The following is a 21942-nucleotide window of genomic DNA, read 5'->3' on the forward strand; positions in this document are numbered from 1 at the left end:
GGGCATAACATGAGCGAAAGGAGCCTGTATGCCGACCAAAAAGAAACCTGCGCGCCAACCACTGAGAGATCTGCCCAAAATCCCGAAAGAGTTGCTTGAGTCTTTCGGTGAAGGGCTGATGACCGCCGATGCCATCGAGATGGCTTCTGCGGCGTTCAAGAAGGCCTTGATCGAGCGCGCCCTGAGTGCCGAACTGGGTCACCATCTGGGCTATCCATCGGGCGCGCAGCGGCCGGAGGATGAAACCAACCAGCGCAATGGTAAAAGCGGCAAGACGGTTCTAACCGGCGATGGCCCGATTCGGCTGGAGATTCCGCGTGATCGAGATGGCAGTTTCTCCCCCATCCTGATTCCCAAGCACGAGCGCCGTTACACCGGTTTTGACGACAAGATCATCGCCATGTATGCCCGTGGCATGACCGTCAGAGAGATCCGTGCGTTTCTTTGCGAGCAGTACGGCACGGACGTGTCGCCGGACTTCATCAGCTCTGTAACTGACGAGGTCATGGCAGAGATCGGCGCGTGGCAACAGCGGCCCCTGGAGCCGATGTATCCCGTTATTTTCTTCGATGCCCTGCGGGTCAAAATCCGTGAAGAGGGGCTGGTCCGTAACAAGGCGATCTACCTGGCGCTGGGTGTATTGCCCAACGGAACCCGCGATATCCTAGGTATCTGGATCGAAACCACGGAAGGCGCCAAGTTTTGGATGAAGGTCTTCAACGACCTCAGGACACGCGGCGTCGAAGACGTGTTGATCGCGGTGACCGATGGCCTCAAAGGCATGCCAGAAGCCCTCAGCGCCGTGTTTCCAGAGACGACCTTGCAGACCTGCATTGTTCATTTAATCCGCAACAGCCTTGATTACGCGGCCTGGGATAAGCGCCGCGAATTGGCCAAGGCGCTCAAGCCGATCTATCAGGCAGTCACCGCCGAAGCGGCCGAGCAAGCGCTGGATGCCTTTGAACAGGGGCCCTGGGGCAAGCAGTACCCCACAGTCGTGGCGGCTTGGCGACGCGCGTGGGATCGAGTCATTCCATTCTTTGTATTCCCGCCTGCCATCCGCAAAGTGATCTATACGACCAACGCTATCGAGAGCATCAATGCGCAGTTGCGTAAGATCATTAAAACCCGAGGTCACTTCCCGACCGACGAGGCCGCGACCAAGCTGATCTGGCTGGGGTTACGCAATATCACGGCCAAATGGGGCAACGCAGCCCATGATTGGAAAAGCGCGATGAATCAGTTCGCAGTTCTGTACGGAGATCGATTTATCAGGCCGACCTGGTAAAGCATGGCTTGCCTAACGGCAGGCCGTTATTGGCCCGCACACAAAAAATCTGACAGGCCCCAAGTTTATAATTTTTACAGGTTTTCCTTTGGTCGTACAACATTTGATCTAACAGCCAGCCAGTTACCCAAATCACACTGGCAAACCCGCCCTACTTGGTCTATGACTGTCTATCCGTCACTCAGGAAGTAGGCACCGGCATGAGCCCAGCGATCAAACACCTCACGGAAACGGCTCGGGAGCTGCGCTACGCGATGATCGCAGTGGCAGAGCTGACCAAGCGTGGCAGCATCGGCACTGCTGCGTGGGAAGAAGCTTTTGCTTGGCAGACAGAGGCACACAAGCGCTGGCACTCGGCGTGCCAGGCGGCGGGTCAGCTGTCGTCGATGGCCCTGGAGCCCGTGCCGCAGGCGTACGCGGACCAGTGTGTACCTTTGGCTCAACGCGTTGCCAAGCGTGCCAACATCAGATAGTCAAATTGGCATGTTGATGTTTCTGCGGGTCACCCAGGCAGACTGCGGGTTAGCTATACCTTCTTCTGCTCGGCAGTATTAGGCTCTGTACGTAAAGTATTGGCACTCGGTGATGCTGCGTTAAAAACCGGCACGGCCGGTCAGGCTCGGAAATGCTCATTTACGACCAGTAAACTGGATCGCCAGCCCGGTGGATCGCCAGCCCGGTGGATCGCCAGCCCGGTGGATCGCCAGCCCGGTCCGCTTCCTCGCCTACGCGGCCCGGCCTGACCTTCGTTCCAAACCTTTTCGTACAGAGCCTAGCACGGCCACCTGAGCACACCTGTTCCATCGCGCGAGGTCCCGCCGATGTGAGTCCCGCTTTACACAGTGTTGTCGGTGCAGGTACGTTCATCACTCTGGCATGGCGGGGTGTGCGTTATCTCCGTCTGCATGTTCCCTTTTTAGGGGGCAGCGCCAGGTTTGATGGATCTCGGCCTCAGCGCACGTCCTAGGTTTTGATAGGATCTCCCTACATAGGCTCCTTTTAACCCGACTGCGCTAGAGTCCCTCCAATGTCATCTATTAAATCAAGCCAGCAGGTAGCAGCTCGGCTTACTTCTTTGGAAGGCCGGATCAAGGCGCGCTACGATGCGATGACCTCAGTGGAGCAGAAGCTTTCGGATGTGATTCTGGCTTCACCGGGTCAGATGGCAATGCAAACAGCAACAGAGCTTGCAGGTTGTGCAGGCGTGTCGAAGGCAACTACCACGCGATTTTTCCGCACGTTGGGGTACGCCTCTTACGACGAGGCTCGACGTGAGGCTCGGGATTCCCATAGAAGCGGGTCGCCACTTTACCTGCAGCATCGCGGGCGTACTGAGCGCTCTATGGACGACTTGATTCAGCACCATTTGGATCAGGAGCTGGACAATATCTATCAAACTTACCAATCGCTGAACCGCCCGGAACTGCTGGCCGCGGCCCAGGCGATTGCCAATGCTCGGCGTGTGGTGATCATTGGGTTTCGCCACAGCCAAGCCATTGCCCATATGTTTCGCAGCAACCTTGTTCAGGTACGCGGCGACGTACTCTTGCTACCGGCCCCAGGCGATAGCCTGGCGGAGTATCTCGCGGTGTTGGGCAAGGAGGACTTGGCTATCTGCATTGGCTTGCGGCGGCGTATGCCAGCCCTGGAGGCCAGCATGAGTGCCATGGCGGAGATGGGCATGCCCTTGCTTTATATAGCGGACGTGATGGCGGGCAGCCCAGCGCGGCTGGCGAGCTGGGTCGTTCGGTGCCATACCGAAAGTACCTTGATGTTCGACAGCAATGCAGGCGTCGCCGCAATCACTAACCTGCTGTGTTCGCTGGTAGGTAAGGCCCTTAGCGGGCGCACGGCATCCCACCTGGAGCGCGCTGAACTGCTTCATCAGCAACTCAATGAGCTAGACGCGAAGGAATAAAGCACCAAATAAAGGCGACCACGCCCAGCATTGGAGCGTACTTGGGCAAAATAGCAACCGGAGAAGAAACGTATGTTCCATAAATTAATATAAGGAAACGTCAATTTCTAAAGACTTTGCCGGGCTCGAGGGCCTCATGGCTGAACTCTGGCACACTTCCTGCGATGTGATCTTGGCCACCTCCACAGCCGAGGCACTTGCTATGAAGACCCTTAGTTCCCGTTTTGCCATCACCTTAGCTGCGCTGACCCTGGGCTTTGCTGTCCACTGCGCCAGCGCCGATACCCTCGATGACGTGAAAGCCAAAGGTAAGCTGGTGGTCGCCATCGACCCCACCTTCGCGCCTTACGAATACACCGACGCCGCCGGCACTATCACCGGTTATACCCCCGAAATCATGAAACGCGTAGCCACCACACTGGGTGTTCAGCTCGAATATCAGAAGATGGGTTTCAGCGGGATTATCCCTGCACTGATCGCAGGCTCGGTGGATGCTGAGGGGTCTTCCCTTAACGTGACCGCCGAACGTGCGGAGAAGGTGCTGTTCACCGCCCCCTTCGGCAAGAGCGTTAACGCTGTGCTGGTTCGTGCTGACGACAAGCGCCTGGCTGCGACCCCGCTGACGGTCGAGTCGCTTGCAGGCCTTACAGCTGCGGTAAAAACCACTACAGCGCCTGAGCGCTTGCTCAAGCAGTTCAATACCGAGCTGGAGGCCAAGGGGTTGCAGCCTATCAAGCTCATCAGCGTGGATAGCGTCGATCAGACCCTGGCCACCCTGATGACCCGGCGTGCCGACTTTGTATTCGACGACATTACGGTATTAGGCGGCCTTTCCCAGAAGCTGCCGGGCAAGCTGAAACAAGCGGGCCAGCTGGGTGACAGCCAGTGGATCAGCTGGGCTACTCGCAAGGGCGACGAGCGCCTTAACAAAGTGATCAGCGATGAGATTCTTGCGTTGAAGGCCTCGGGGGAATTGGCAACGTTGCAGCAGCAATACCTTGGCGTCACCTTCGAATTGCCGTCCGCCGATTTCATTCCAGCCAAGTGAGCCAGCCAATGTCTTGTCAACATCACCACGTCCATGTGCCTGCCGGCCATGGCCGTACCTTCGAAGTTCGCGCAGGCCAATACATCACCGTGGTCGACGCCGAGGGCCAGCAAGCTGCAGATTTCGTCGCTATGGTCCTGGGCGATACCGCTGAGTACCTGTCGCCCGTGCATACCCGGCGGCGGTTGAGCTCACTGTTCTTTAAGGTAGGCCACTGCCTGTACTCCAACCAGGATGAGCCGTTGCTAGAAGTGCTGGCCGATAGTATTGGCGTACACGACGCCAACGTACCGGCCTGTGATGCGACCCGCTTCAGTGTCGATTTCGGGGTAGACGGTCACCGTAACTGCCTTGAAAACATGCACGAAGGCTTGGCCGACTACGGCGTACTGGCGGTGAATGTGCCCGAGCCTTTTAATTTGTTTCAGAACGGCCCGGTGACCGCCGACGGCCGCATGCAGGTCACAGACCCAATCAGCCGCGCTGGCGATTACGTTGTATTCAAAGCACTGAAAAACCTGGTCTGCGCCGTATCGTCCTGCCCGCAGGACATCATCCCGGGTAACGGCCTGCAGGTAACGCCCATCGACATTCGCATCACCGACGATGCACCGGCCCAGGCCTGAGGACCGAACCATGCTGATTATGAAAGATCACATCGCCGATCGTGCGCCCCTGCCGACCCGTCGTATCCAGGTAGCGGCCGGAAGCGCCGGCTCGATCGCAGTCAAGCGTGGCCAGTTGCTGCGTATCCAGGCCCTGGAAAATGGCGCCGTCGCGAGCCTGTTTGGTTTCAGCGACGCTGACCCGATGATCCACCTCTCAGTGCATCACACCCGTGTGTTCAGTAATTCTTACCTGCTCGGCTCGGGCATGCGCTTGGTGAACAACCGGCGTCGGCCCGTTATGGTGCTGGGTAAGGACAGCATCGGTAAGCACGACTTGCTACTGCCGGCGTCCACCACGGCCTATCTGCGCGACAAAGGCTATGAGGGGACAGGTTGCGTGGAGGCGCTGCAGGCTGAACTGGACCGTCTGGGTCGCAAGCAGCCGAAGCTGCCGGACCCGGTCAACCTGTTCATGCACGTAAGCCTTGAGCGTGACGGCAGCCTCCACCCGCAGCCGAACACCGTCCGGGCTGGCGACGCGATTACCTGCCGGGTGGTTCAGGACATGCTGTTCGTGGTATCGACCTGCTGTACGGGGATTGCGGGCAACGACCGCCCTGGCGCAATCGCCCTCTCAGTGGCTGAAAACCTGAGTGACTTTGCGGAGTAAGCCGTGCTTGCACACCTGCTCGAGGTGATATCAGAGTTGTCGGCCGGCTTGCTGGTCACGCTTGAGCTGACGGCCGCCGCGGCGATCATCAGCTTTTTGTTCGGCCATGTGATCTGGTGGTTACGCGAGCGGCGCTTCTGGTTCTTGCGCAAAGTGGGCGGGCTCTACGTTAGCTTCATGCGCGGCACGCCCTCCATCGTGCAGCTGTTTTTAGTGTTCTTCTCGCTGCCCATGATCGGGTTGGGCGGCCACCCCGTGCTGGCGGCGATCCTGGCTATTGGCCTGAACAGCGCGGCCTATACCGCCGAAATCCTGCGGGCGAACTACGGCGTTATACCCCGTGGCCAGCGCGAGGCCGCGAGGGTATCCGGGCTCACACGTTTTCAATGCTGGCGTTACGTTCTGGCGCCCCAGGCCCTGCGCGCCAGCCTGCCAGCCTTGGTGAATGAATTTACCTTGATTGTGAAAACTACACCCCTGGCCTCGGTGATCGCGGTAACTGAACTGACCTACGCCGGGCAACTGATCATCGCCAGAACCTACGAAGCCACTCCAGTGATGATGCCCATCGTGCTCGGCTACCTGCTGATCTGCTGGCCGATACTGCTGCTGGCCCGTGGCCTGGAAGCGCGCTTGAACAAGGCGAGGAAAACCTGATGGATTTCACCGTCATCGGTAAATACGCACCGGCGTTACTGGACGGCCTGGCGTACAGCCTGGCGCTGTCATTGGTGGCCGCCATTGCAGCAATCGGCTTTGCCGCAGGGCTGACCTGGATCGACCTTTGCACCCGCAGCTGGCTGCTCAGACGCCTAAGCCGGGCCTATTGCGATTTCATCCTAGGCTTGCCATTGCTGATATTGATCTATGTGATGTTCTTCATCCTGCCCGAGTACGGCATCACGCTGTCCTCGCCGGTGGTGGGGGTGACTGCCTTGGCGCTGTACTACGGGCCGTACCTTGCGCAGGTGTTGCGGGCAGCGTTTTCCTCAATCCCGCGAGGGCAGTTCGAGGCCTGCCGTGTACTCGGGCTGTCGCGCTGGAGCACCTTTCGGGAGGTGGCCCTGCGCCAGGCACTGCCCATAGCGATTCCCCCAACCACGGGGCTATTGATCGGCCTGGTGAAGGACTCGGCATTGCTGTCGATCGTGTCCGTTGAAGAATTCATGTACGCCGCCAAACAGGCTATTTCCCAAAGCTATGCCCCCCTGGAAATTTACCTGGCCGTAGCCCTGTGCTACTGGCTGGTCACGCTGGCGATAGACGCTCTCGCCGGCTCGCTCGAGCGGCACCTTACGCGCCATCGCCCAGCTTAACCCTCCACGAGTAATCATTATGTCTAACCCATCCCTTGTTATTCCCGCTGGCCACGGCAAGGCCGTTCGGTTGCGCGCAGGCCAGTCGGTTCAAGTCATCAACACCTACGGCACCCAAGTGGTCGATTGCTGGGCCTGGAACGCCTATGACCTCAACGAATACATGTGCATGGAGACTACCCGTGTTTACAACCAGCACCTTAACCCGGTGGTGGGTGACAGCTTCGTGACCAGCGAGCGGCATCCGATTTTGACTGTTGTCGAAGACACGTCACCCGGCGTACATGACACCTTTATGGCGGCCTGCGATCGTCGCAGATACGAACTGCTGGGCTGCACCCATTACCACCGCAACTGCGCAGACAACCTTTTTGAGGGCATGTTTGAACTGGGCGTCACCCCACCGCGGCGCAACCTGGCCTCGTTCAATATTTTCATGAACATCCGCGTACAGCCAGACAACATTCACTTACATACCCTGCCCACGGTCACGCGGCCGGGTGACTACATTGCCCTGCGCGCCGAGATGGATTGCTTCGTTGCGTTCTCTGCCTGCCCGCAGGACATCGTCAGTATCCAGGGGGAGGAGGACAATACGCCTAAGGACGTGAGCCTCTGCGTACTCGATAACGCCTATAGCGACGTTCCGGTACGTGGGCCCTGGGTACCGGCGCACGTGCACGCGACCCCTGGTTAAGAGCGCTGGGCGAGGCAAGCACCAACCTCAAGCTTGAGGCTCGTGCGGCCCCAGCGTTGGTCGAGGCCTTGCGCAGCGCAGGGTATGATGTGGAGGTGATTAGCGAAGCCTTCAGTGATGTCATGGGCCATGCTGGGGCGCTTGTCCGGCGTGCCGACGGCACATTCGAAGGGGCATCGGCCCCGCGCAGTGACGGCAGGGTGGCCGGCCTCTAGAGGGCTTAGGCTCTGCGCTGCGTTTCCAGGCGGGTCCCCCGCGCGGGGCCGCCTATTGCGGCACTAACAGGGGGTCAGGCTGAGGGGAAACCTTGCAAGCCCGCGCCATCACCGATGGCCTGAACCCATTGGCTCAAGGCCTGCACCGCCAACCCTACGTCCTGTGCCAGGACTGCCTCGGCGGGGTGATGGCTGATGCCCCGATCACAGCGCACAAACAGCATCGCTACGGGCCATTTTTCGGCCATGGCAATAGCATCGTGGCCGGCGCCGCTTGGCAATGACACGCTGCGCCCCTGAACGGATTGCACTACCTGTTCGAGGCTATGTTGTAATTCTCGGTCACAGCCTGTGGCCGACATGTTGTAGTAGATCTCGGCGTTGAACACCAAGCCACGTGCCTGCGCGATGTCCTGAGCGCCGCTGAGCAAACGGCCGAGCAGCGCATCCAGGGGCTGATCTTCGGGCCCGCGAACGTCAAGGGTCAGGGAAACCTCGCCGGGTATAACGTTGACCGCCCCAGGGTGGCACTGCAGGGTGCCGACCGTGGCAACCAGTTGGGGGCCACTGTCGCGCGTATGCTGCTCTAGCCACACCATCCATTGCGCGGCGGCCGCCAGGGCGTCCTGACGATGGCTCATGGGCACCGTTCCGGCATGCCCAGCATGACCCACGAAGGAACAATTAAGGCGGCGAGCGCCATTAATCGCAGTCACGACCCCGAGCGCCAGCCCTTCGCGCTCCAGGCAGGGGCCTTGTTCAATGTGCAGCTCAAGGTAGGCTGCAAAGTCTCTGGGCGCGCGGGCCGCGGTCAAGATTGCAGCGGGCTGCAGGCCTGCGACGGTCATCGCATCGGCTACGCGGGTGCCCTCGGCGTCGGTCTGCTCAAGCCATTGCTCAGGCCAGTTGCCAACCAAGCCTCGGCTGCCCAGCAGGGTGATACCGAAGCGAGTGCCTTCTTCATCGGCAAAGCCTACGATTTCAACGGCCAACGGCAGGCGCACACCTTGCTCGTGGAAGTGCTGCACCACCTCAATGGCAGCGATCACCCCGAGCATGCCGTCGTAGCGCCCGGCATTGCGCACCGTGTCGAGGTGCGAGCCAAGCAGTACCGCCTGAGCGCCTTGGCGCTGTCCTTCGTAACGACCGCAGATATTCCCGACCGCGTCCTGCCATACCTGCATGCCAGCCTGGCGCATCCACTCGCCTACCAAAGCGTTGGCGCGCAGGTGCTCGGGCGACAAATAAACACGTGTGAGCAGGCCGGGCGTCTCGCTGATCAGCGCCAACTCGTCGCAACGCGTCATTACCCGTGCCGCTACTGCTGTGACGTCGAACGCCCGGTCATTCATAAGTATTGCTCGCGACCGTAATGATCCCAGGCAGCCTGCATGGCCGCGCCTTGCGGCGAAGGGCGGCCCAGGCGTTGCAATACGGCTTCGAGCGCGCAGAGTGTTTGCATTACGCAGTCTTTGCGGGCGTTGTAGCCCATGGTCCCGATGCGCCATACCTTGCCCGCCAGCGGGCCGAAGGAGGTGCCGATCTCAATGCCGAAATCTTCGAGCAGCAGCCTGCGTACCTGTTCACCATCGATACCTGCGGGGATGGCCACCGCGAGCACGTTGTTCATCTTGAAGTCCAGGTTGCCGAAGGTTTCCAGGCCCATGCCGCGAATGCCTGCGAGGAGGGCGTCGCCATGCAGCTTGTGGCGGGCGATAGTCGATTCCAGCCCTTCTTCGAGAATCACGCGGGCACACTCGTGGGCGGCGAACAGCGCGTTGCTGGCCTCGGTATGGTGATTGAGGCGCTCGGGGCCCCAATAGTCGAGGATCATCCCTAAGTCGAAGTAGTTGGAGTAGATCATCTCATCTTCACCGTCTTGGTGAGCGGCGGTGCGAATGCCCGCTTCGACGCATTTACGCCGACGTATCAGCGCTTCCAGGGCCGGGCTGAGGCTGATGGGCGCACTGCCAGGCGGGCCAGCCAGGCACTTCTGTAGGCCAGCGGACACCGCGTCCAGCCCCCAGGCGTCGATGTCGAGCCGGTTGCCAGCCAAGGAGGCCGTCGCATCGGTGTAGAACAGCACGTTATGACGCTGGCAAATGTCACCCAGCGCCTCCAGGGGTTGCAGCATAGTGGTGGAGGTATCGCCATGCACGGTCAGCAGCAGGCGTGGCTTGACCCGTTTAATGGCGTCCTCGATCTGCTCAGGGGTAAACACCTCCCCCCAGGGAACTTCGATGCTGTGTACGTCGGCGCGGCAACGCCTGGCGATCTCGCACAGCAAAAGCCCGAAGCGTCCGAACACCGGCACCAGTACCCGATCACCGGGGCGGATTGTCGACATCAGAATGGCTTCGATACCGGCCCGCGAGGTGCCGTTGACCAGCAGTGTTGCCGGGTTCTGAGTATAAAAGACGCCGCGATACAGCCCCATCACTTCATTCATGCAGTGGGTCATGGCGGGGTCGTACTGGCCAACCAGCTGGGTGGACATGGCGCGCAGCACGCGCGGGTCGACGTTGATCGGCCCTGGCCCCATAAGCAGGCGTTGCGGTGGATTGACGGGCAAACGCGAGGTATTCATCGAATCGCTTCTTTTGAAAGTTTTCAAGGGTCAGTTAAGGCCGCGTACTGACGAAATGAACTGCTTGAGCTCAGCGGTTTGCGGGTTGGCGAAAAGCGCCCGGCCAGGGCCCTGCTCCCAAACGCGACCTTGGTGCATGAACACCACACGGTCTCCCACTTCCTGGGCGAAATTCATTTCGTGAGTGACCAGAATCAGGGTCATGCCTTCCTTAGCCAACTGCTCCAGTACTTTGAGCACTTCGCCTACCAACTCCGGATCGAGGGCCGAAGTGATCTCGTCACACAGCAAAACCTTAGGCGCCATCGCCAGCGCTCGGGCAATGGCCACGCGCTGCTGCTGGCCGCCTGAAAGGTTAGCCGGGTAATACTCCATGCGGTCGCCCAGCCCCACTTTTTCCAGCATCCGCGCCGCCAGTTCTCGGCACTCTGCGTCGCTTTTCTTCAGCACCCTGCGCGGGGCCAGCATCACGTTCTCGCGGGCGGTCATGTGGGGAAACAGGTTGAAGCTTTGAAACACCATGCCTACCGAGCGGCTGATGGTCGGCGCCTGGGAATCACGGTCGGTGATCGTCATGCCACCGAGCTTGATGCTCCCTTCCTGATAGCCTTCAAGCCCGTTGATGCAGCGCAGCAAGGTACTTTTGCCCGAACCACTGCGGCCGATGATGGACACCACCTCACCGACCTCGATGTCGAGGTCGACCCCTTTAAGTACGTGGTTGTCGCCGTAGTACTTCTGTACCTGATCAATGGTGATGAGCGGCATTGAATTTCTTCTCCAGATACTGGCTGTAGCGCGACAGTGGATAACACATCAGGAAATACCCCAAGGCCACCAGACCGAACACTTTGAACGGCGCGTAGGTCACGTTGTTAAGGATGGTGCCGGCCTTGGTCAGCTCCACGAAACCAATGATCGAGGCCAAAGCGGTGCCCTTGATTACCTGTACGGCAAAGCCTGCGGTGGGCGCTACACCGATGCGTACCGCCTGGGGCAGGATGACCCGCAACAGGGTTTGGCTGAACTCCAAGCCTAGGCACCGGCAGGCTTCCCATTGGCCTCTGGGGAGGGCCCGGATGCTGCCGTGCCAGATGTCCACTAGAAACGCGCTGGTATAGAAGGTCAGGGCCAGGGCCGCCGCAGTCCATGGCGATACATCGATTCCCAGCAGCGCTACGCCGAAGAAGGCCAGGAACAACTGCATCAGCAGAGGGGTGCCTTGAAATAGCTCGGTATAGGCGCGGATCAACCGATGGGGCCAGACCCGCTTGGACAGCCGCATTATCACCAGAGGGATGGCTACCAGAGTGCCGCCAATGAACGCGGTCAGTGATAGCAGCAGCGTCCAACGCGCGGCCAGCAGCAGGTTGCGCAAGATGTCCCAGTCGGTAAAGGTCGTCATGATGGCTGCTCTCCAAACCATTTGCGCCCGACTGCCAGCAGCAACTGACGCATAGCGATCGACAGCGCCAGGTACATCAGCGTCGTTATCAGGTACACCTCGAAACTGAGGAAGGTGCGCGACTGGATGAGGTTGGCGGCGAAGGTAAGCTCTTCATGAGACACCTGCGAAACCACCGATGAGCCCAGCATAACGATGATGCATTGGCCCACCAGCGCCGGGTAAATGCGCTTCAGCGACGGTGGCAATACTACGCGCAAGAAGGTTTGCACACGGCTCAGCCCCAATACCCTTGCAGCCTCCCACTGGCCATGGGGGGTGACCTGAACGCCTGCCCGAATGATCTCGGTGGAGTAGGCGCCCAAGTTGATCAGCATGGCCAGTAGCGCGGCTTCTCCTGCCGTTAGCTTCAAACCCAGATTGGGCAGGCCAAATACAATGAAGAACAGCTGTACCACGAAGGGCGTATTACGAATAAGTTCGACGTACAGGCCCCACAGGCGGCTGAACACCGTGGGGCGCCCGCTACGCAGGGCCGCCCCCAGAAGGCCCAACCCCACGCCACCGATAGTGGCGAAGAAGGTGAGCTGGATCGTTACCCACAGCCCGTGCAGCAGCTCTGGCCAATAGGGCCAAAGGGCAGGAAAGTTCAGCTGAGCCATGATCACTACACCCTTATGCGCCCAGGTTTTCCGGCAGCGGCGCTTTCATCCACTCTTCGGACAGGTGATTGAGGGTGCCGTCTTCCATACCTTGTTTGATCAGCGCATTGACCTTCTGCTGCAGTGCCGGCTCGTTCTTGCGCAGGCCGATGTAGCAGGGCGAATCCTTGAGCATAAACTTAGCCACTGGGGCCTGATCGCCATGCTGGCGGGCAATCGCGGCCACCACCACATTGCCCGTGGCAACGTAATCCACCTGGCCGGAGAGGTAGGCCGACAGGGTAGTGTTGTTATCCTCGTAGCGTTTGAGCTGGCTACCTTGCGGTGCCACTTCAGTCAGCACCATGTCCTCTACTGCCCCGCGGGTTACGCCAATGGACTTGCCTGTCAGCCCGGCCGCATCTTTCAGGCTGCTGTCCTTGCTACCGAATACACCCAGGAAGAAGGGCGCATAAGCGTCGCTGAAATCAATCACCTGCTCGCGTTCAGGGTTCTTGCCGAGGCTGGACACGACCAAGTCAACCTTATCTGTTTGCAGGTAAGGTACGCGGTTGGCGCTGGTGACCGGCACCAGTTGCAACTTAAGTTTCATCTGCTTGGCCAGATACTCTGCCATGTCGATGTCATAGCCCTGGGGTTGCAGGTCGGTACCCACCGAGCCAAAGGGAGGGAAGTCTTGAGGCACGGCGATACGAATCACACCGCGCTTTTCAATGTCCTGTAGCTGGTCTGCCCAGCTTGTGGCGGCTTGAGTCAACAACAAAGCGCCAGTCAATAACGCGGTCAGCGTCTTCTTCATGCTCGACATTCCTTTCAATGGGTATGAAACGAAAGATCCGTTTAAAGATTTTTTGCAACCAACGTGCCATAAGTGCTTAGCCTCGACCCGCCTTGGGTTGGGCCCTGTGCGGGCAGTAGTAGGCGCGTTTGAACCCAGGCTGCTGGGGAAGTCAGACACAAAGTGTGCTGTGGTGTATCTCTAAAAAAAGCGCCGATTTGGCGCTTTAGATGGCTAGGTGACCTGTATTGGTGCTTAACGCTGTTCCAGCTCGTCCAGGTCCCCATAGAGGGTAGCGATCTGATGGATACGCTGCCTGCCTTCGCTCAACTGATCATGCAGTACGGCGTTTACCAGCAGGTTGATCAGGCTGTTGGCGCTGGCATAACTGTCGAAGGCTGACACACTGTCTAGCGGAGTACAGAGGTGCCAACGGGCCAGCGCGATCACTGCCTGCGCCTGAGGCTCGCAGATCACCAGGGTAGGTATGTGCTGGCGATGCAGACTTTGCAGCAGCGGCTGGACATTTCGCGGGCGCCGGCGATAGCTCAACACCACGACTAAATCATCATCGCGCAGGTCTACCAGCTCTTCGGCTAGGGTTTGACCAGGCTGGGGCAACACATGCACGGCGCTACGGACCTGCAGTAACTGTTGGCGCAGGTGCAAGGCCGTAGGGTAGGCGTTGCGCATGCCAACCACAAACACCCGCCGACTGTTACCCAGCGCTTGCACAACCTCAGTGAACTGCTGCGCGTCGATGGCATTGACCCACTTGGCCAGGTTGGCCAGCTCCTGCTTGTAGTGCCTGGCCAGCAGGGTATTGCCCTGTACCACCTCGCGGCTATCCGCTACAGGCATGCCGCTTTGGCGTAAGCCGCGCAGTTCTTCGCGCACATCCTTGTACTTGTCATAACCCAAGCGCTTGAACAGGCGGCTGACGGTCGCCTTGGACACGCCGGTCACTCGGGCCAGTTCCGCACTGTTGTAGCTGACCAGGTCATCGTAGTGGTCAAGTACAAAGTCAGCGATGCGTTGTTCCTGAGGAGAAAGCTGCGAATAGTGACCGCGAAGACGAGCGTCCAACTGATCCATGAAAGCGCCTTGTAACTTTTGTTCCAGTGAGCCGATGATATAGCACGTCTCTTGCAGGTATGAATATCCAGGGTTGGTATTTGCTACCGCCATTGAGTATTTACGCCAGAATGGAATTGACCATGACACAGACCCCGGCCGATTGGGCAACGTATATCGCCCAGATGGAACACATGCTTGGCTTAGCGCTGGACGAAGAGCGCAAACGCGAGTTATTGATCCAGTTCAGCCGCATCGCGGCGATGGCCGAGCCGCTAATGGCCTATCCGCTGGACCACCATGTGGAAGTTGCTGGAGTGTACAAGGCATGAATCCAGCAACGCTGTCGATCGCCCAGTTGCAGGGTCTGCTGCGCAGTGGGCAATTAAGTGCTCGGGACATTGCCGAGCACAGCCTGGCGCAGATCGAGCGCCAGAATCCGTCCATCAATGCCTGGACCGAGATCACCCATGGCCGCATGCGCAATGAGGCCGATGCGCTGGACCGCCAGCGCCAGCAGGGCCTCGCGCTGCCGGCCCTATGTGGCGTGCCTTATGCGGTCAAGAACCTGTTCGACGTGGCCGGGTTCCCGACCCTCGCAGGTGCGCGCTTGCTGCAGGCAAATGCCCCAGCCAGCCAGGACGCCTGGGCGGTGGCCCGGCTTGCAAGCAGTGGTGCGCTCTTGTCGGGCATGCTCAACATGGACGCTTACGCTTACGGCTTCACCACCGAGAACAGCCATTTTGGCGCTACCCGTAACCCACACGACAGGGCGCTCATCGCTGGCGGCTCCTCCGGTGGCTCGGCCGCGGCGGTAGCGGCAGGGCTGGTGAATTTTTCCTTGGGCAGTGATACCAACGGTTCGATACGGGTGCCTGCCTCGTTGTGCGGCGTCTTTGGGATGAAGCCTACCTTTGGGCGGCTGTCCCGCAGCGGCACGCACCCCTTCGTAGGGAGCCTGGACCATATTGGCCCGCTGGCGCAGCGAGTGGATGACCTGGCCCACGTCTACGACCTGCTGCAAGGGCATGATGCCAATGATGCTTTTCAGGCCGCACAAGCACCCCAACCGGTGCTGCCGTTGCTCAGGCAAGGGCTCAATGGCCTTCGCTGCGCAGTGCTGGGGGGCTACTTCGAGCAGTGGTGCGACGACAGTGCCCGCACAGCAGTGGCGCAGGTGGCCAAGGCGTTGGGCGCAAACGAAGGCGTTGTACTGGCCGACGCCGAGCTTGCGCGTACCGCCGCCTTCATCGTGAGCGCCTCTGAAGGCGGTAATAGTTACCTGCCGGCGCTGCGCCAATCGCCGGAACTGTTCGAGCCGCTGTCTCGTGAGCGCTTGCTGGCAGGCGCGATGATTCCCAGTGCCTGGTATGTGCAAGCCCAGCGTTTTCGTAGGCACTTCCAGCGCCAGGTGCTGCCGCTGTTCGAGAGGATCGATATTCTGATTGCACCCGCCACGCCCACCTGCGCCACACCTATAGGCCAGGAGACCATGCGTATCAGTGGAACTGACCTACCGATCCGCGCGAGTATGGGAATGCTGGCCCAGCCCATCTCATTCCTCGGGCTTCCAGTGGTGAGTGTGCCGCTGCGCTGTGCGAATGGCTTACCGATAGGCGTGCAGTTGATCGCATCCCCCTTTAACGAACAGGCGTGTCTACGTGCAGCCAAGGTACTGGAAAGCGAAGGCCTCACCTGGATCAACGCCCACGATCAGGCGTAATCCTGGCAGGCTCCGCCCCCGTTGAGGGCGCTCGGTCGATCCAACTACGGAGTCAGCATGTCGCTAGGGATTAGCCTGATCGTCCTATTGGCTGCAGTGCTTCATGCCAGCTGGAATGCGCTGTTGCGTGCGGGAGAAGACAAGTTCTGGTCCATGACGGTGATGTGCCTGGGGATCGCCTGTTTGTGCCTCGGGCTGATCCCGTTTGCGCCCCTGCCTTCGCCGCCCAGCTGGGTGTATGCAGTGCTCTCGGGGATGCTGCATGTCGGTTATAACCTCTTTCTGATCCGCACGTATCGGCATGGCGACCTTGGGCAAACCTATCCCATTTCGCGGGGTTCCTCACCGCTTCTGGTGTCGCTCTGCGCTGCGGTATTTGCACACGAGCTTCCCAGCCCACTGGAAATGGCCGGCGTGTTGGTGATCTGCGCGGGCATTTTCTCGCTGGCCTTCCAAGGGCGCGGGATCGGTCGCGTGAGCCTGCTGTACGCACTGGGCACCGGGTGCTTCATTGGCGCGTACAGTGTGGTAGACGGCATCGGTGCTCGCCTATCAGGCACGCCGGTAGGCTACACCCTGTGGATGTGCCTGATCTGGTGCGTGCTGGAGGTGTGGGTGTATGTCGCCTGGCGAGGCTGGCGTGGCCTCATCAGAGGGCAGCGGGAAACGTGGGTCGCTGCCGGGGGCGGTATCGTATCGATGGTTGCTTACGGCATTATCATTTTCGCCATGTCGCGAGGCCCTATGGGGCCAGTGTCGGCGCTTCGTGAAACCAGCGTCGTGTTCGCAGCCTTGATCGGCAGGGTGTTTCTCCACGAGCGGTTAACCCTCTGGCGTATTCTGGCCTGCGCTGTCGTGGCGCTGGGTGCGCTCTGTATCGGGTACTCTCGGTAGGCGCGCCCACCCGTTGCCAGGATCCGCTGCGCTTAAGCTGAAAAATCTATACACAAAATCCGGGGATTAGTCTGTGGATAAGCCGCTTTCTTGGACGTGGAGGGCAAGGCGTACTGGCGTTGGCGGGGTTAGGTTAAAAAATAGCCAACTTTCAAGGCGGTCTGGTGAAATGGCGGTGAGGGGCCGCCTATGTCTAGCTGAACCTAGACGCGATACGGCCTCTCAAATCGTTCACGGCCTTGCTGATAAGGGGCACTGATAAGTGAGCGCCCCGGCGTGGCCCCTGTAATCGGCCCCCTATGATGGAGAGAACATGCCCAACACCCTGGTTTTTGACGTAAACGAGACCTTGCTGGATATGGCAGCGCTGGACCCTTTCTTTAAGAGGTTGTTTGGCAACAGCCGCTTACGCACTGAATGGTTTCTGACCTTGGAGGAGTGTTGGATGACCAACTCAATCACGGGCCAGTATCAGGCGTTCAGCGACCTGGCCCAAGGCGCCTTGAGGATGGTTGGCGCGCGGCACCAAGTGAGTGTGAGCGAAGCCCAGTGCCACGCACTTGCCGAAGGGCTCAAGGCCTTGCCGCCGCATCAGGATGTGGCTCAAGCGCTGCAACTGTTAAAACACGGCGGGTATGTGCTTGTGGCCTTGAGTAATGGCGCGCTAGAGGCGGTGCAGCAGCAGCTCACGTCAGCCGGCTTGATGGCCCACTTCGATTACGTGATGTCGGCAGGCGAAATCAACCAATTCAAGCCAGCGCTGAAGGCGTACCAGATGGTTGCCCAGCGCTTAGGCATTGCCACCCAGCAGATGACGATGGTCGCTGCACATGCCTGGGACATCGCGGGCGCGGCACATGCCGGATGCAAGACTGCATTTGTGGAGCGTCCAGGCAAGGTACTCAATCCCGTTGGCATGCAACCTGACCTGATAGGTGGAGACGTCTATGAGGTGGCCAAGCAGCTCATTGCCTCAGATAATCATTCCAGCCCCCGAACCCAACCTAATTCATGACTGAACCTAGTCAGGGTTTTCCGCACGGGCGCTGACCACCGCGCTCCCGTATCTTTGTCGACTGCCCAACAGCGCCGTCTTATACGAAACGGCATATTTGTAACGTTTTAGCGTGATTGCTACCGAGGGTCGTACAAGGTGACATCCGATGGACATTTTCTTTATTAGCTAACTCAGACTAGTACGGGCTAATACTGCCCGCTCTAGCTTGAGGAAGTCCTGTTAATGAGTTCAGGGGTGCATTACTGTTTCGACGATGAAGATGTGGAACACGTTGCCCAGAACATGGGTGACTTGCAAGAGCGTAGGTTACCGGTGGTGAACCGCGATAAGCGGTTGGTAGGCATTCTCAGCCTCGCTAACGTCACCAACAGCGGTGCGGACACACATGATTTTCAACAGCAGGTCGCACGGCCTCATTAACTGTGGGCACGCCTGCAATCTCCTGCGCCATTCATGGCCCGGCCAACAGCTCGCTGTATAGGCGTTGGCCCTGTCTTTAATGCAATAACCGTTGGTATAAAAGATAGTTGCGTTTAGTTATAGGCTGGCTATGCCAGGCTAAAAGCGACAAAAAAGTGCGCATTTCTATCAGGAAGATAATTACAGTGGCAGCAAGGCATATGGCCCTAATTGGCTAGCGACCCATTTTATGCGTCAGCTCACGTAATAGGCTCACCAGCGGCTTCTCTTTTTTAGTGCATTGATTACCCTGGTGGCGAGTTAATCGCACGATGCCTGGTTCTTAAGAGGTTAGGAGGCAGTAGATGGCATCTCGCGCATTACTAAAGGCCTTGGCAACAGGTGCGGTGGGCGTGCTTGGTACAACTGCGCTCGTGTGGCAGCGCCAGGAGGGTGATCGCCGACAGCACGCGCAACGCGCAGCGCGGCAATCCCCGTCCAGCCATGTACAAGCCGCACGAAGGCTCAACCGGAGCGCGGGTATATTGGCAGCCTGCGTGGCAGCTGATAGTGCTTTGGAGCATTACCGAGGGGGGTTCTACAATCGGTTCATGCTCACCCCCCTATTGGTGTCGGGTTTATCGATAGCGGTGAGTGCCCACGGCTTACGCGACAAGACTGCCGCTGCGCACTGGCTGCGCGATGCCGTGTATACCGGTGGCGCTCTGACGGGGTTGGCAGGCACCCTGTTTCACCTCTATAACGTCGGGCGCCGCCGTGGCGGCTACAGCATGGGTAACCTGTTCTACGGCGCGCCGCTCGGAGCGCCTGCGGCCATGGCGCTGTCCGGTTTGGTGGGGTTTTATGCGGAACGGGTCCGAGACGCGTCCAACGACAGCCTGCCCAAAGTCTTTGGCCTGCCTGCTGGGGAAGCAGTGGCGTTAATGGTCGCTTGTGGCTTGCTCGGAACTTCCGCAGAAGCGGGCCTGCTTCATCTGCGTGGCTCGTTCCAGAATCCAGCGATGTACCTTCCTGTCACATTGCCCCCCGCCAGTGCAGCGCTGCTGGTGGCCACGGTGATGGGTGGAGACGCCAAGCCTGGAATCCGCTGGTTATCGCGCTTGGGCTTACGCATGACTGCCGTGATGGGCGGTCTCGGCAGCCTGTTTCACAGCGTAGGGGTGGGTCGTAATTTCGGCGGCTGGCGAAATTGGCGGCAAAACCTTCAGGTTGGCCCGCCGATCCCTGCACCGCCGGCTTTTACCGCGTTGGCGCTTGGCGGGCTGGCGGCACATAGGCTGCTGGATGTGCAAGCGCAGATTCGTGCATTGCGGGGCTCACAATGACTACGCGCTATCCCGGTTATGACGTTACGCATAAACGCCACACACCGTCCTGGAACAGCGCGACCCGCGCCGCCGTTGACCAACGCTTGGCTTTGCCTGTTCAGCATCGGTTCTTCAATGCCTGCGAATGGCGTACGGCACAGGCCTTGGCTGACTGTGTCTTGCCTCAACCTATGGATCGCCCCGCAATACCTGTGACCGCAATGGTCGATGCCAAATTATTCGACGGCCGTAGCGATGGTTATCAGGACGTCCGGCTGCCTCCTCCCGACCAAGCCTGGCGGCGGGGGTTGGCTGCGTTGGAAGCCGAGGCGCTAACCTGCTTTGGCGCACGCTTCGATGTGCTAACTGACGAATATCAGCGCCGTCTGGTGGATGCTGTTGCCACCGATGCGGTATGTGCCAAAGCCTGGCGCGGGTTACCCAGTGCTCTGCTGTTTCGGTCGCGCTTGCTGCATGACTTGGTGTGCGCTTACTACAGCCATCCTGATGCGTGGAGCGAAATCGGCTTCGGCGGTCCCGCCAGCCCACGAGGGTACGTAAGGCTTGGATTTGACCAGCGTGATGCGTGGGAGCCTGTCGAGATACAGGGCGGCGATGTCATCACTGCCCAGGAGATCAATAGCCATGTCCGCTGATGTACTGTCGGAAGCTTTGCACGTACCGCGTGGCATCAATGGGCGGGCGCCCGACGTATTCACGCTGGCCGGCTGGGTGCCGATGCGTCAGCATCGCCTGGACGAGGCCGTTGACTTCGCCATTGTCGGCACTGGCGCAGGAGGAGGGACGCTGGCCTACAAGTTGGCGCGGGCAGGGTTTTCAGTCGTTGCATTCGAGGCCGGTGCATGGTGGCGGCCGTTGGAAGAGTTCGCTTCCGATGAGGCGCATCAGCAAAAGCTGTTTTGGCTGGAGGACCGTGAATGCGCGGGCGATCATCCAATCAAGTTGGGTTCGAATAATTGCGGCCGGGCCGTAGGGGGGAGCACGGTACATTTTTCCATGGTATCGCTGCGGTTCCGTCCAGAATGGTTCAAGTCGCATTCAATGCTCGGCTATGGGGTGGACTGGCCAATCCATTGGCAAGAGATGTGGCGCTACTATAGAGAAGTCGAGCAAATGCTGAAGATTTCAGGGCCATTGCGTTATCCCTGGGGGCCAAAACGGCCTCGCTACCCCTATCGTCAGCATGAGATCAACGCGGCAGGCCTGGTATTGGCTGAAGCCTGCGATGCCCTCGGGGTCGGCTGGTGTGCGACACCTTTGGCGACCCTCTCCGCGCCGCGTGGGCATGCGCCACCCTGCGTTTACCGCGGCTTCTGCGTAAGTGGATGCTCGACTAACGCCAAGCAAAGTGTACTCAATACCTGGATACCTGGTGCCCTCGCGGCGGGTGCAGAGATCCGTGACCTGGCGATGGTCGGGCGAATTGAAACGGACCAGCGCGGCCTGGCGAATGGCGTGCACTTCCACCGACAGGGCAAATGGCATTTTCAGCGTGCGCGCCACGTCGTGGTCGCAGGCTATGCCATCGAAACGCCTCGGCTTCTGCTTAATTCCGCCAATTCACTTTTCCCTGAGGGGCTGGCAAATCGCTCTGGGCTGGTAGGCAAGTATTTAATGGTCCAGAGCAACCAGGCGGTGTGGGGGCACATGCCTAAGGCCGTACGATCCTACAAAGGACCACCCTCCTTAGCGATCTGCGAGCACTGGAACTACGAGGATCAGGGTAAGGACTTTCATGGCGGCTACGCATTCATGAGCCAGGGGCCGCTGCCGATGGCGTGGGCGGCCACGCAAGCGGGACGCGGATTGTGGGGCGATGCGCTTATCCGTGAAATGGCACGCTACAACCACTTGGCGGGGTTGAAAATGGTCGGTGAAACATTGCCCCAGACTACTAATCAGGTCACGTTGAGCGAGCGTCGGGACGCCTATGGGCTGCCCATTGCTCGCGTCAGTTTCTCTCGCTGCGAGAATGATCAACGACTGATTGATCACGCACTGAACTTCATGCAAGAAGGGCTGGTTGCCACAGGGGCACGCGATATCTGGCGTGAAGAAGACGATACGTGCCACCTAAACGGTACCGCCCGAATGGGGTTCGACCGCGACAATAGTGTTGTAAACGCGGATTGTCGGAGTTGGGACATCCCAAACCTATGGGTATGCGACGGTTCAGTGTTTCCTACCGTTGGCGGCGTAAATCCATCGCTGACCATCCAGGCGGTGGCCTGTCGCACAGCAGACCGGATTGCGGATCTAGCGAAGCGGGGTGAACTCTGACAGGTATTTCAAG

24 protein-coding genes and 1 pseudogene are annotated in these 21942 nt (G+C 59.3%); 18 read left to right on the forward strand and 7 right to left on the reverse strand.

The genetic code is table 11. From position 1 onward, the window contains the following. Window positions 1-28: 28 nt before the first annotated feature. The 10 genes and pseudogenes from AC4LE2_RS08555 to AC4LE2_RS08600 all read left to right on the forward strand — a co-directional run bounded on the left by AC4LE2_RS08555 (window position 29) and on the right by AC4LE2_RS08600 (window position 7545). Entirely contained in the window at window positions 29-1288 is a 1260-nt protein-coding gene (locus AC4LE2_RS08555) for an IS256 family transposase (RefSeq protein ID WP_491823437.1), read from the forward strand. Window positions 1289-1488: 200 nt separating this feature from the next. Further along, window positions 1489-1761: a hypothetical protein gene (locus AC4LE2_RS08560; RefSeq protein WP_491825343.1), complete on the forward strand. Its 273-nt coding sequence runs from the start codon at window positions 1489-1491 to the stop codon at window positions 1759-1761. A 635-nt stretch (window positions 1762-2396) separates the two neighbouring features. Further along, window positions 2397-2498: pseudogene (locus AC4LE2_RS08565) on the forward strand (MurR/RpiR family transcriptional regulator); the annotation flags it as partial. A gap of 132 nt (window positions 2499-2630) precedes the next feature. Next, window positions 2631-3206, forward strand: a complete 576-nt coding sequence (locus AC4LE2_RS08570) for a MurR/RpiR family transcriptional regulator (RefSeq protein WP_491828095.1) — start codon at window positions 2631-2633, stop codon at window positions 3204-3206. 202 nt (window positions 3207-3408) lie between these two features. Continuing rightward, window positions 3409-4254 (forward strand): transporter substrate-binding domain-containing protein, encoded by an 846-nt coding sequence (locus tag AC4LE2_RS08575; protein ID WP_491825344.1) that lies wholly within the window; start codon window positions 3409-3411, stop codon window positions 4252-4254. Between the two features lie 8 nt (window positions 4255-4262). Then, window positions 4263-4880 carry a DUF1989 domain-containing protein gene (locus AC4LE2_RS08580; protein ID WP_491825345.1) on the forward strand — a complete coding sequence of 206 codons (618 nt, stop codon included), beginning with the start codon at window positions 4263-4265 and terminating at the stop codon, window positions 4878-4880. A gap of 10 nt (window positions 4881-4890) precedes the next feature. After that, window positions 4891-5532: an urea carboxylase-associated family protein gene (locus AC4LE2_RS08585; protein ID WP_491825346.1), complete on the forward strand. Its 642-nt coding sequence runs from the start codon at window positions 4891-4893 to the stop codon at window positions 5530-5532. Window positions 5533-5535: 3 nt separating this feature from the next. Continuing rightward, on the forward strand, window positions 5536-6189 hold the full coding sequence (locus tag AC4LE2_RS08590) for an amino acid ABC transporter permease (RefSeq protein WP_491825347.1): 654 nt from the start codon (window positions 5536-5538) through the stop codon (window positions 6187-6189). Next, on the forward strand, window positions 6189-6848 hold the full coding sequence (locus AC4LE2_RS08595) for an amino acid ABC transporter permease (RefSeq protein ID WP_491825348.1): 660 nt from the start codon (window positions 6189-6191) through the stop codon (window positions 6846-6848). The genes AC4LE2_RS08590 and AC4LE2_RS08595 overlap by 1 nt, the downstream gene beginning before the upstream one ends. Before the next feature lie 19 nt (window positions 6849-6867). Continuing rightward, window positions 6868-7545, forward strand: coding sequence for a DUF1989 domain-containing protein (locus AC4LE2_RS08600; RefSeq protein WP_491825349.1), 678 nt, complete (start codon window positions 6868-6870; stop codon window positions 7543-7545). 289 nt (window positions 7546-7834) lie between these two features. Here the strand turns inward: AC4LE2_RS08600 and hpxK are convergent, their stop codons facing one another. The 7 genes from hpxK to AC4LE2_RS08635 form a co-directional block, all read right to left on the reverse strand. Continuing rightward, window positions 7835-9112: an allantoate amidohydrolase gene (hpxK, locus tag AC4LE2_RS08605; protein ID WP_491825350.1), complete on the reverse strand. Its 1278-nt coding sequence runs from the start codon at window positions 9110-9112 to the stop codon at window positions 7835-7837. Further along, window positions 9109-10347 carry a pyridoxal-phosphate-dependent aminotransferase family protein gene (locus tag AC4LE2_RS08610; RefSeq protein ID WP_491825351.1) on the reverse strand — a complete coding sequence of 413 codons (1239 nt, stop codon included), beginning with the start codon at window positions 10345-10347 and terminating at the stop codon, window positions 9109-9111. Before AC4LE2_RS08610 ends, hpxK begins: the two co-directional genes overlap by 4 nt. Before the next feature lie 30 nt (window positions 10348-10377). Continuing rightward, the gene (locus tag AC4LE2_RS08615) at window positions 10378-11115 is read right to left on the reverse strand and encodes an amino acid ABC transporter ATP-binding protein (RefSeq protein ID WP_491825352.1); all 738 of its coding nucleotides are present in this window, start codon (window positions 11113-11115) and stop codon (window positions 10378-10380) included. Further along, complete coding sequence (locus AC4LE2_RS08620; protein WP_491825353.1) at window positions 11096-11752, reverse strand: amino acid ABC transporter permease; 657 nt, start codon at window positions 11750-11752, stop codon at window positions 11096-11098. Before AC4LE2_RS08620 ends, AC4LE2_RS08615 begins: the two co-directional genes overlap by 20 nt. Beyond that, window positions 11749-12417, reverse strand: coding sequence for an amino acid ABC transporter permease (locus tag AC4LE2_RS08625; RefSeq protein ID WP_491828096.1), 669 nt, complete (start codon window positions 12415-12417; stop codon window positions 11749-11751). Before AC4LE2_RS08625 ends, AC4LE2_RS08620 begins: the two co-directional genes overlap by 4 nt. A 10-nt stretch (window positions 12418-12427) precedes the next feature. Further along, window positions 12428-13222 carry a transporter substrate-binding domain-containing protein gene (locus AC4LE2_RS08630; RefSeq protein ID WP_491825354.1) on the reverse strand — a complete coding sequence of 265 codons (795 nt, stop codon included), beginning with the start codon at window positions 13220-13222 and terminating at the stop codon, window positions 12428-12430. Window positions 13223-13447: 225 nt separating this feature from the next. Then, window positions 13448-14287: a MurR/RpiR family transcriptional regulator gene (locus AC4LE2_RS08635; RefSeq protein ID WP_491825355.1), complete on the reverse strand. Its 840-nt coding sequence runs from the start codon at window positions 14285-14287 to the stop codon at window positions 13448-13450. 122 nt (window positions 14288-14409) lie between these two features. Between AC4LE2_RS08635 and hpxX the strand changes: the two genes are divergently transcribed. From hpxX to AC4LE2_RS08675, 8 genes are all read left to right on the forward strand, one after another. After that, window positions 14410-14598: an oxalurate catabolism protein HpxX gene (gene hpxX, locus AC4LE2_RS08640; RefSeq protein WP_491825356.1), complete on the forward strand. Its 189-nt coding sequence runs from the start codon at window positions 14410-14412 to the stop codon at window positions 14596-14598. Next, window positions 14595-15989: an AtzE family amidohydrolase gene (locus tag AC4LE2_RS08645; protein ID WP_491825357.1), complete on the forward strand. Its 1395-nt coding sequence runs from the start codon at window positions 14595-14597 to the stop codon at window positions 15987-15989. Before hpxX ends, AC4LE2_RS08645 begins: the two co-directional genes overlap by 4 nt. 57 nt (window positions 15990-16046) lie before the next feature. Beyond that, window positions 16047-16883 carry a DMT family transporter gene (locus AC4LE2_RS08650; protein WP_491825358.1) on the forward strand — a complete coding sequence of 279 codons (837 nt, stop codon included), beginning with the start codon at window positions 16047-16049 and terminating at the stop codon, window positions 16881-16883. Window positions 16884-17196: 313 nt separating this feature from the next. Next, complete coding sequence (locus AC4LE2_RS08655; RefSeq protein WP_491825359.1) at window positions 17197-17898, forward strand: haloacid dehalogenase type II; 702 nt, start codon at window positions 17197-17199, stop codon at window positions 17896-17898. Window positions 17899-18123: 225 nt separating this feature from the next. Further along, window positions 18124-18321, forward strand: coding sequence for a CBS domain-containing protein (locus tag AC4LE2_RS08660; protein WP_491825360.1), 198 nt, complete (start codon window positions 18124-18126; stop codon window positions 18319-18321). 344 nt (window positions 18322-18665) lie between these two features. Beyond that, window positions 18666-19646, forward strand: a complete 981-nt coding sequence (locus AC4LE2_RS08665; protein WP_491825361.1) for a hypothetical protein — start codon at window positions 18666-18668, stop codon at window positions 19644-19646. Next, the gene (locus AC4LE2_RS08670) at window positions 19643-20284 is read left to right on the forward strand and encodes a gluconate 2-dehydrogenase subunit 3 family protein (protein WP_491825362.1); all 642 of its coding nucleotides are present in this window, start codon (window positions 19643-19645) and stop codon (window positions 20282-20284) included. Before AC4LE2_RS08665 ends, AC4LE2_RS08670 begins: the two co-directional genes overlap by 4 nt. After that, window positions 20274-21929 (forward strand): GMC family oxidoreductase, encoded by a 1656-nt coding sequence (locus tag AC4LE2_RS08675; protein ID WP_491825363.1) that lies wholly within the window; start codon window positions 20274-20276, stop codon window positions 21927-21929. Before AC4LE2_RS08670 ends, AC4LE2_RS08675 begins: the two co-directional genes overlap by 11 nt. Window positions 21930-21942: the final 13 nt, after the last annotated feature.

The sequence above is a fragment of the Pseudomonas sp. 9.3L genome, from assembly GCF_058536285.1.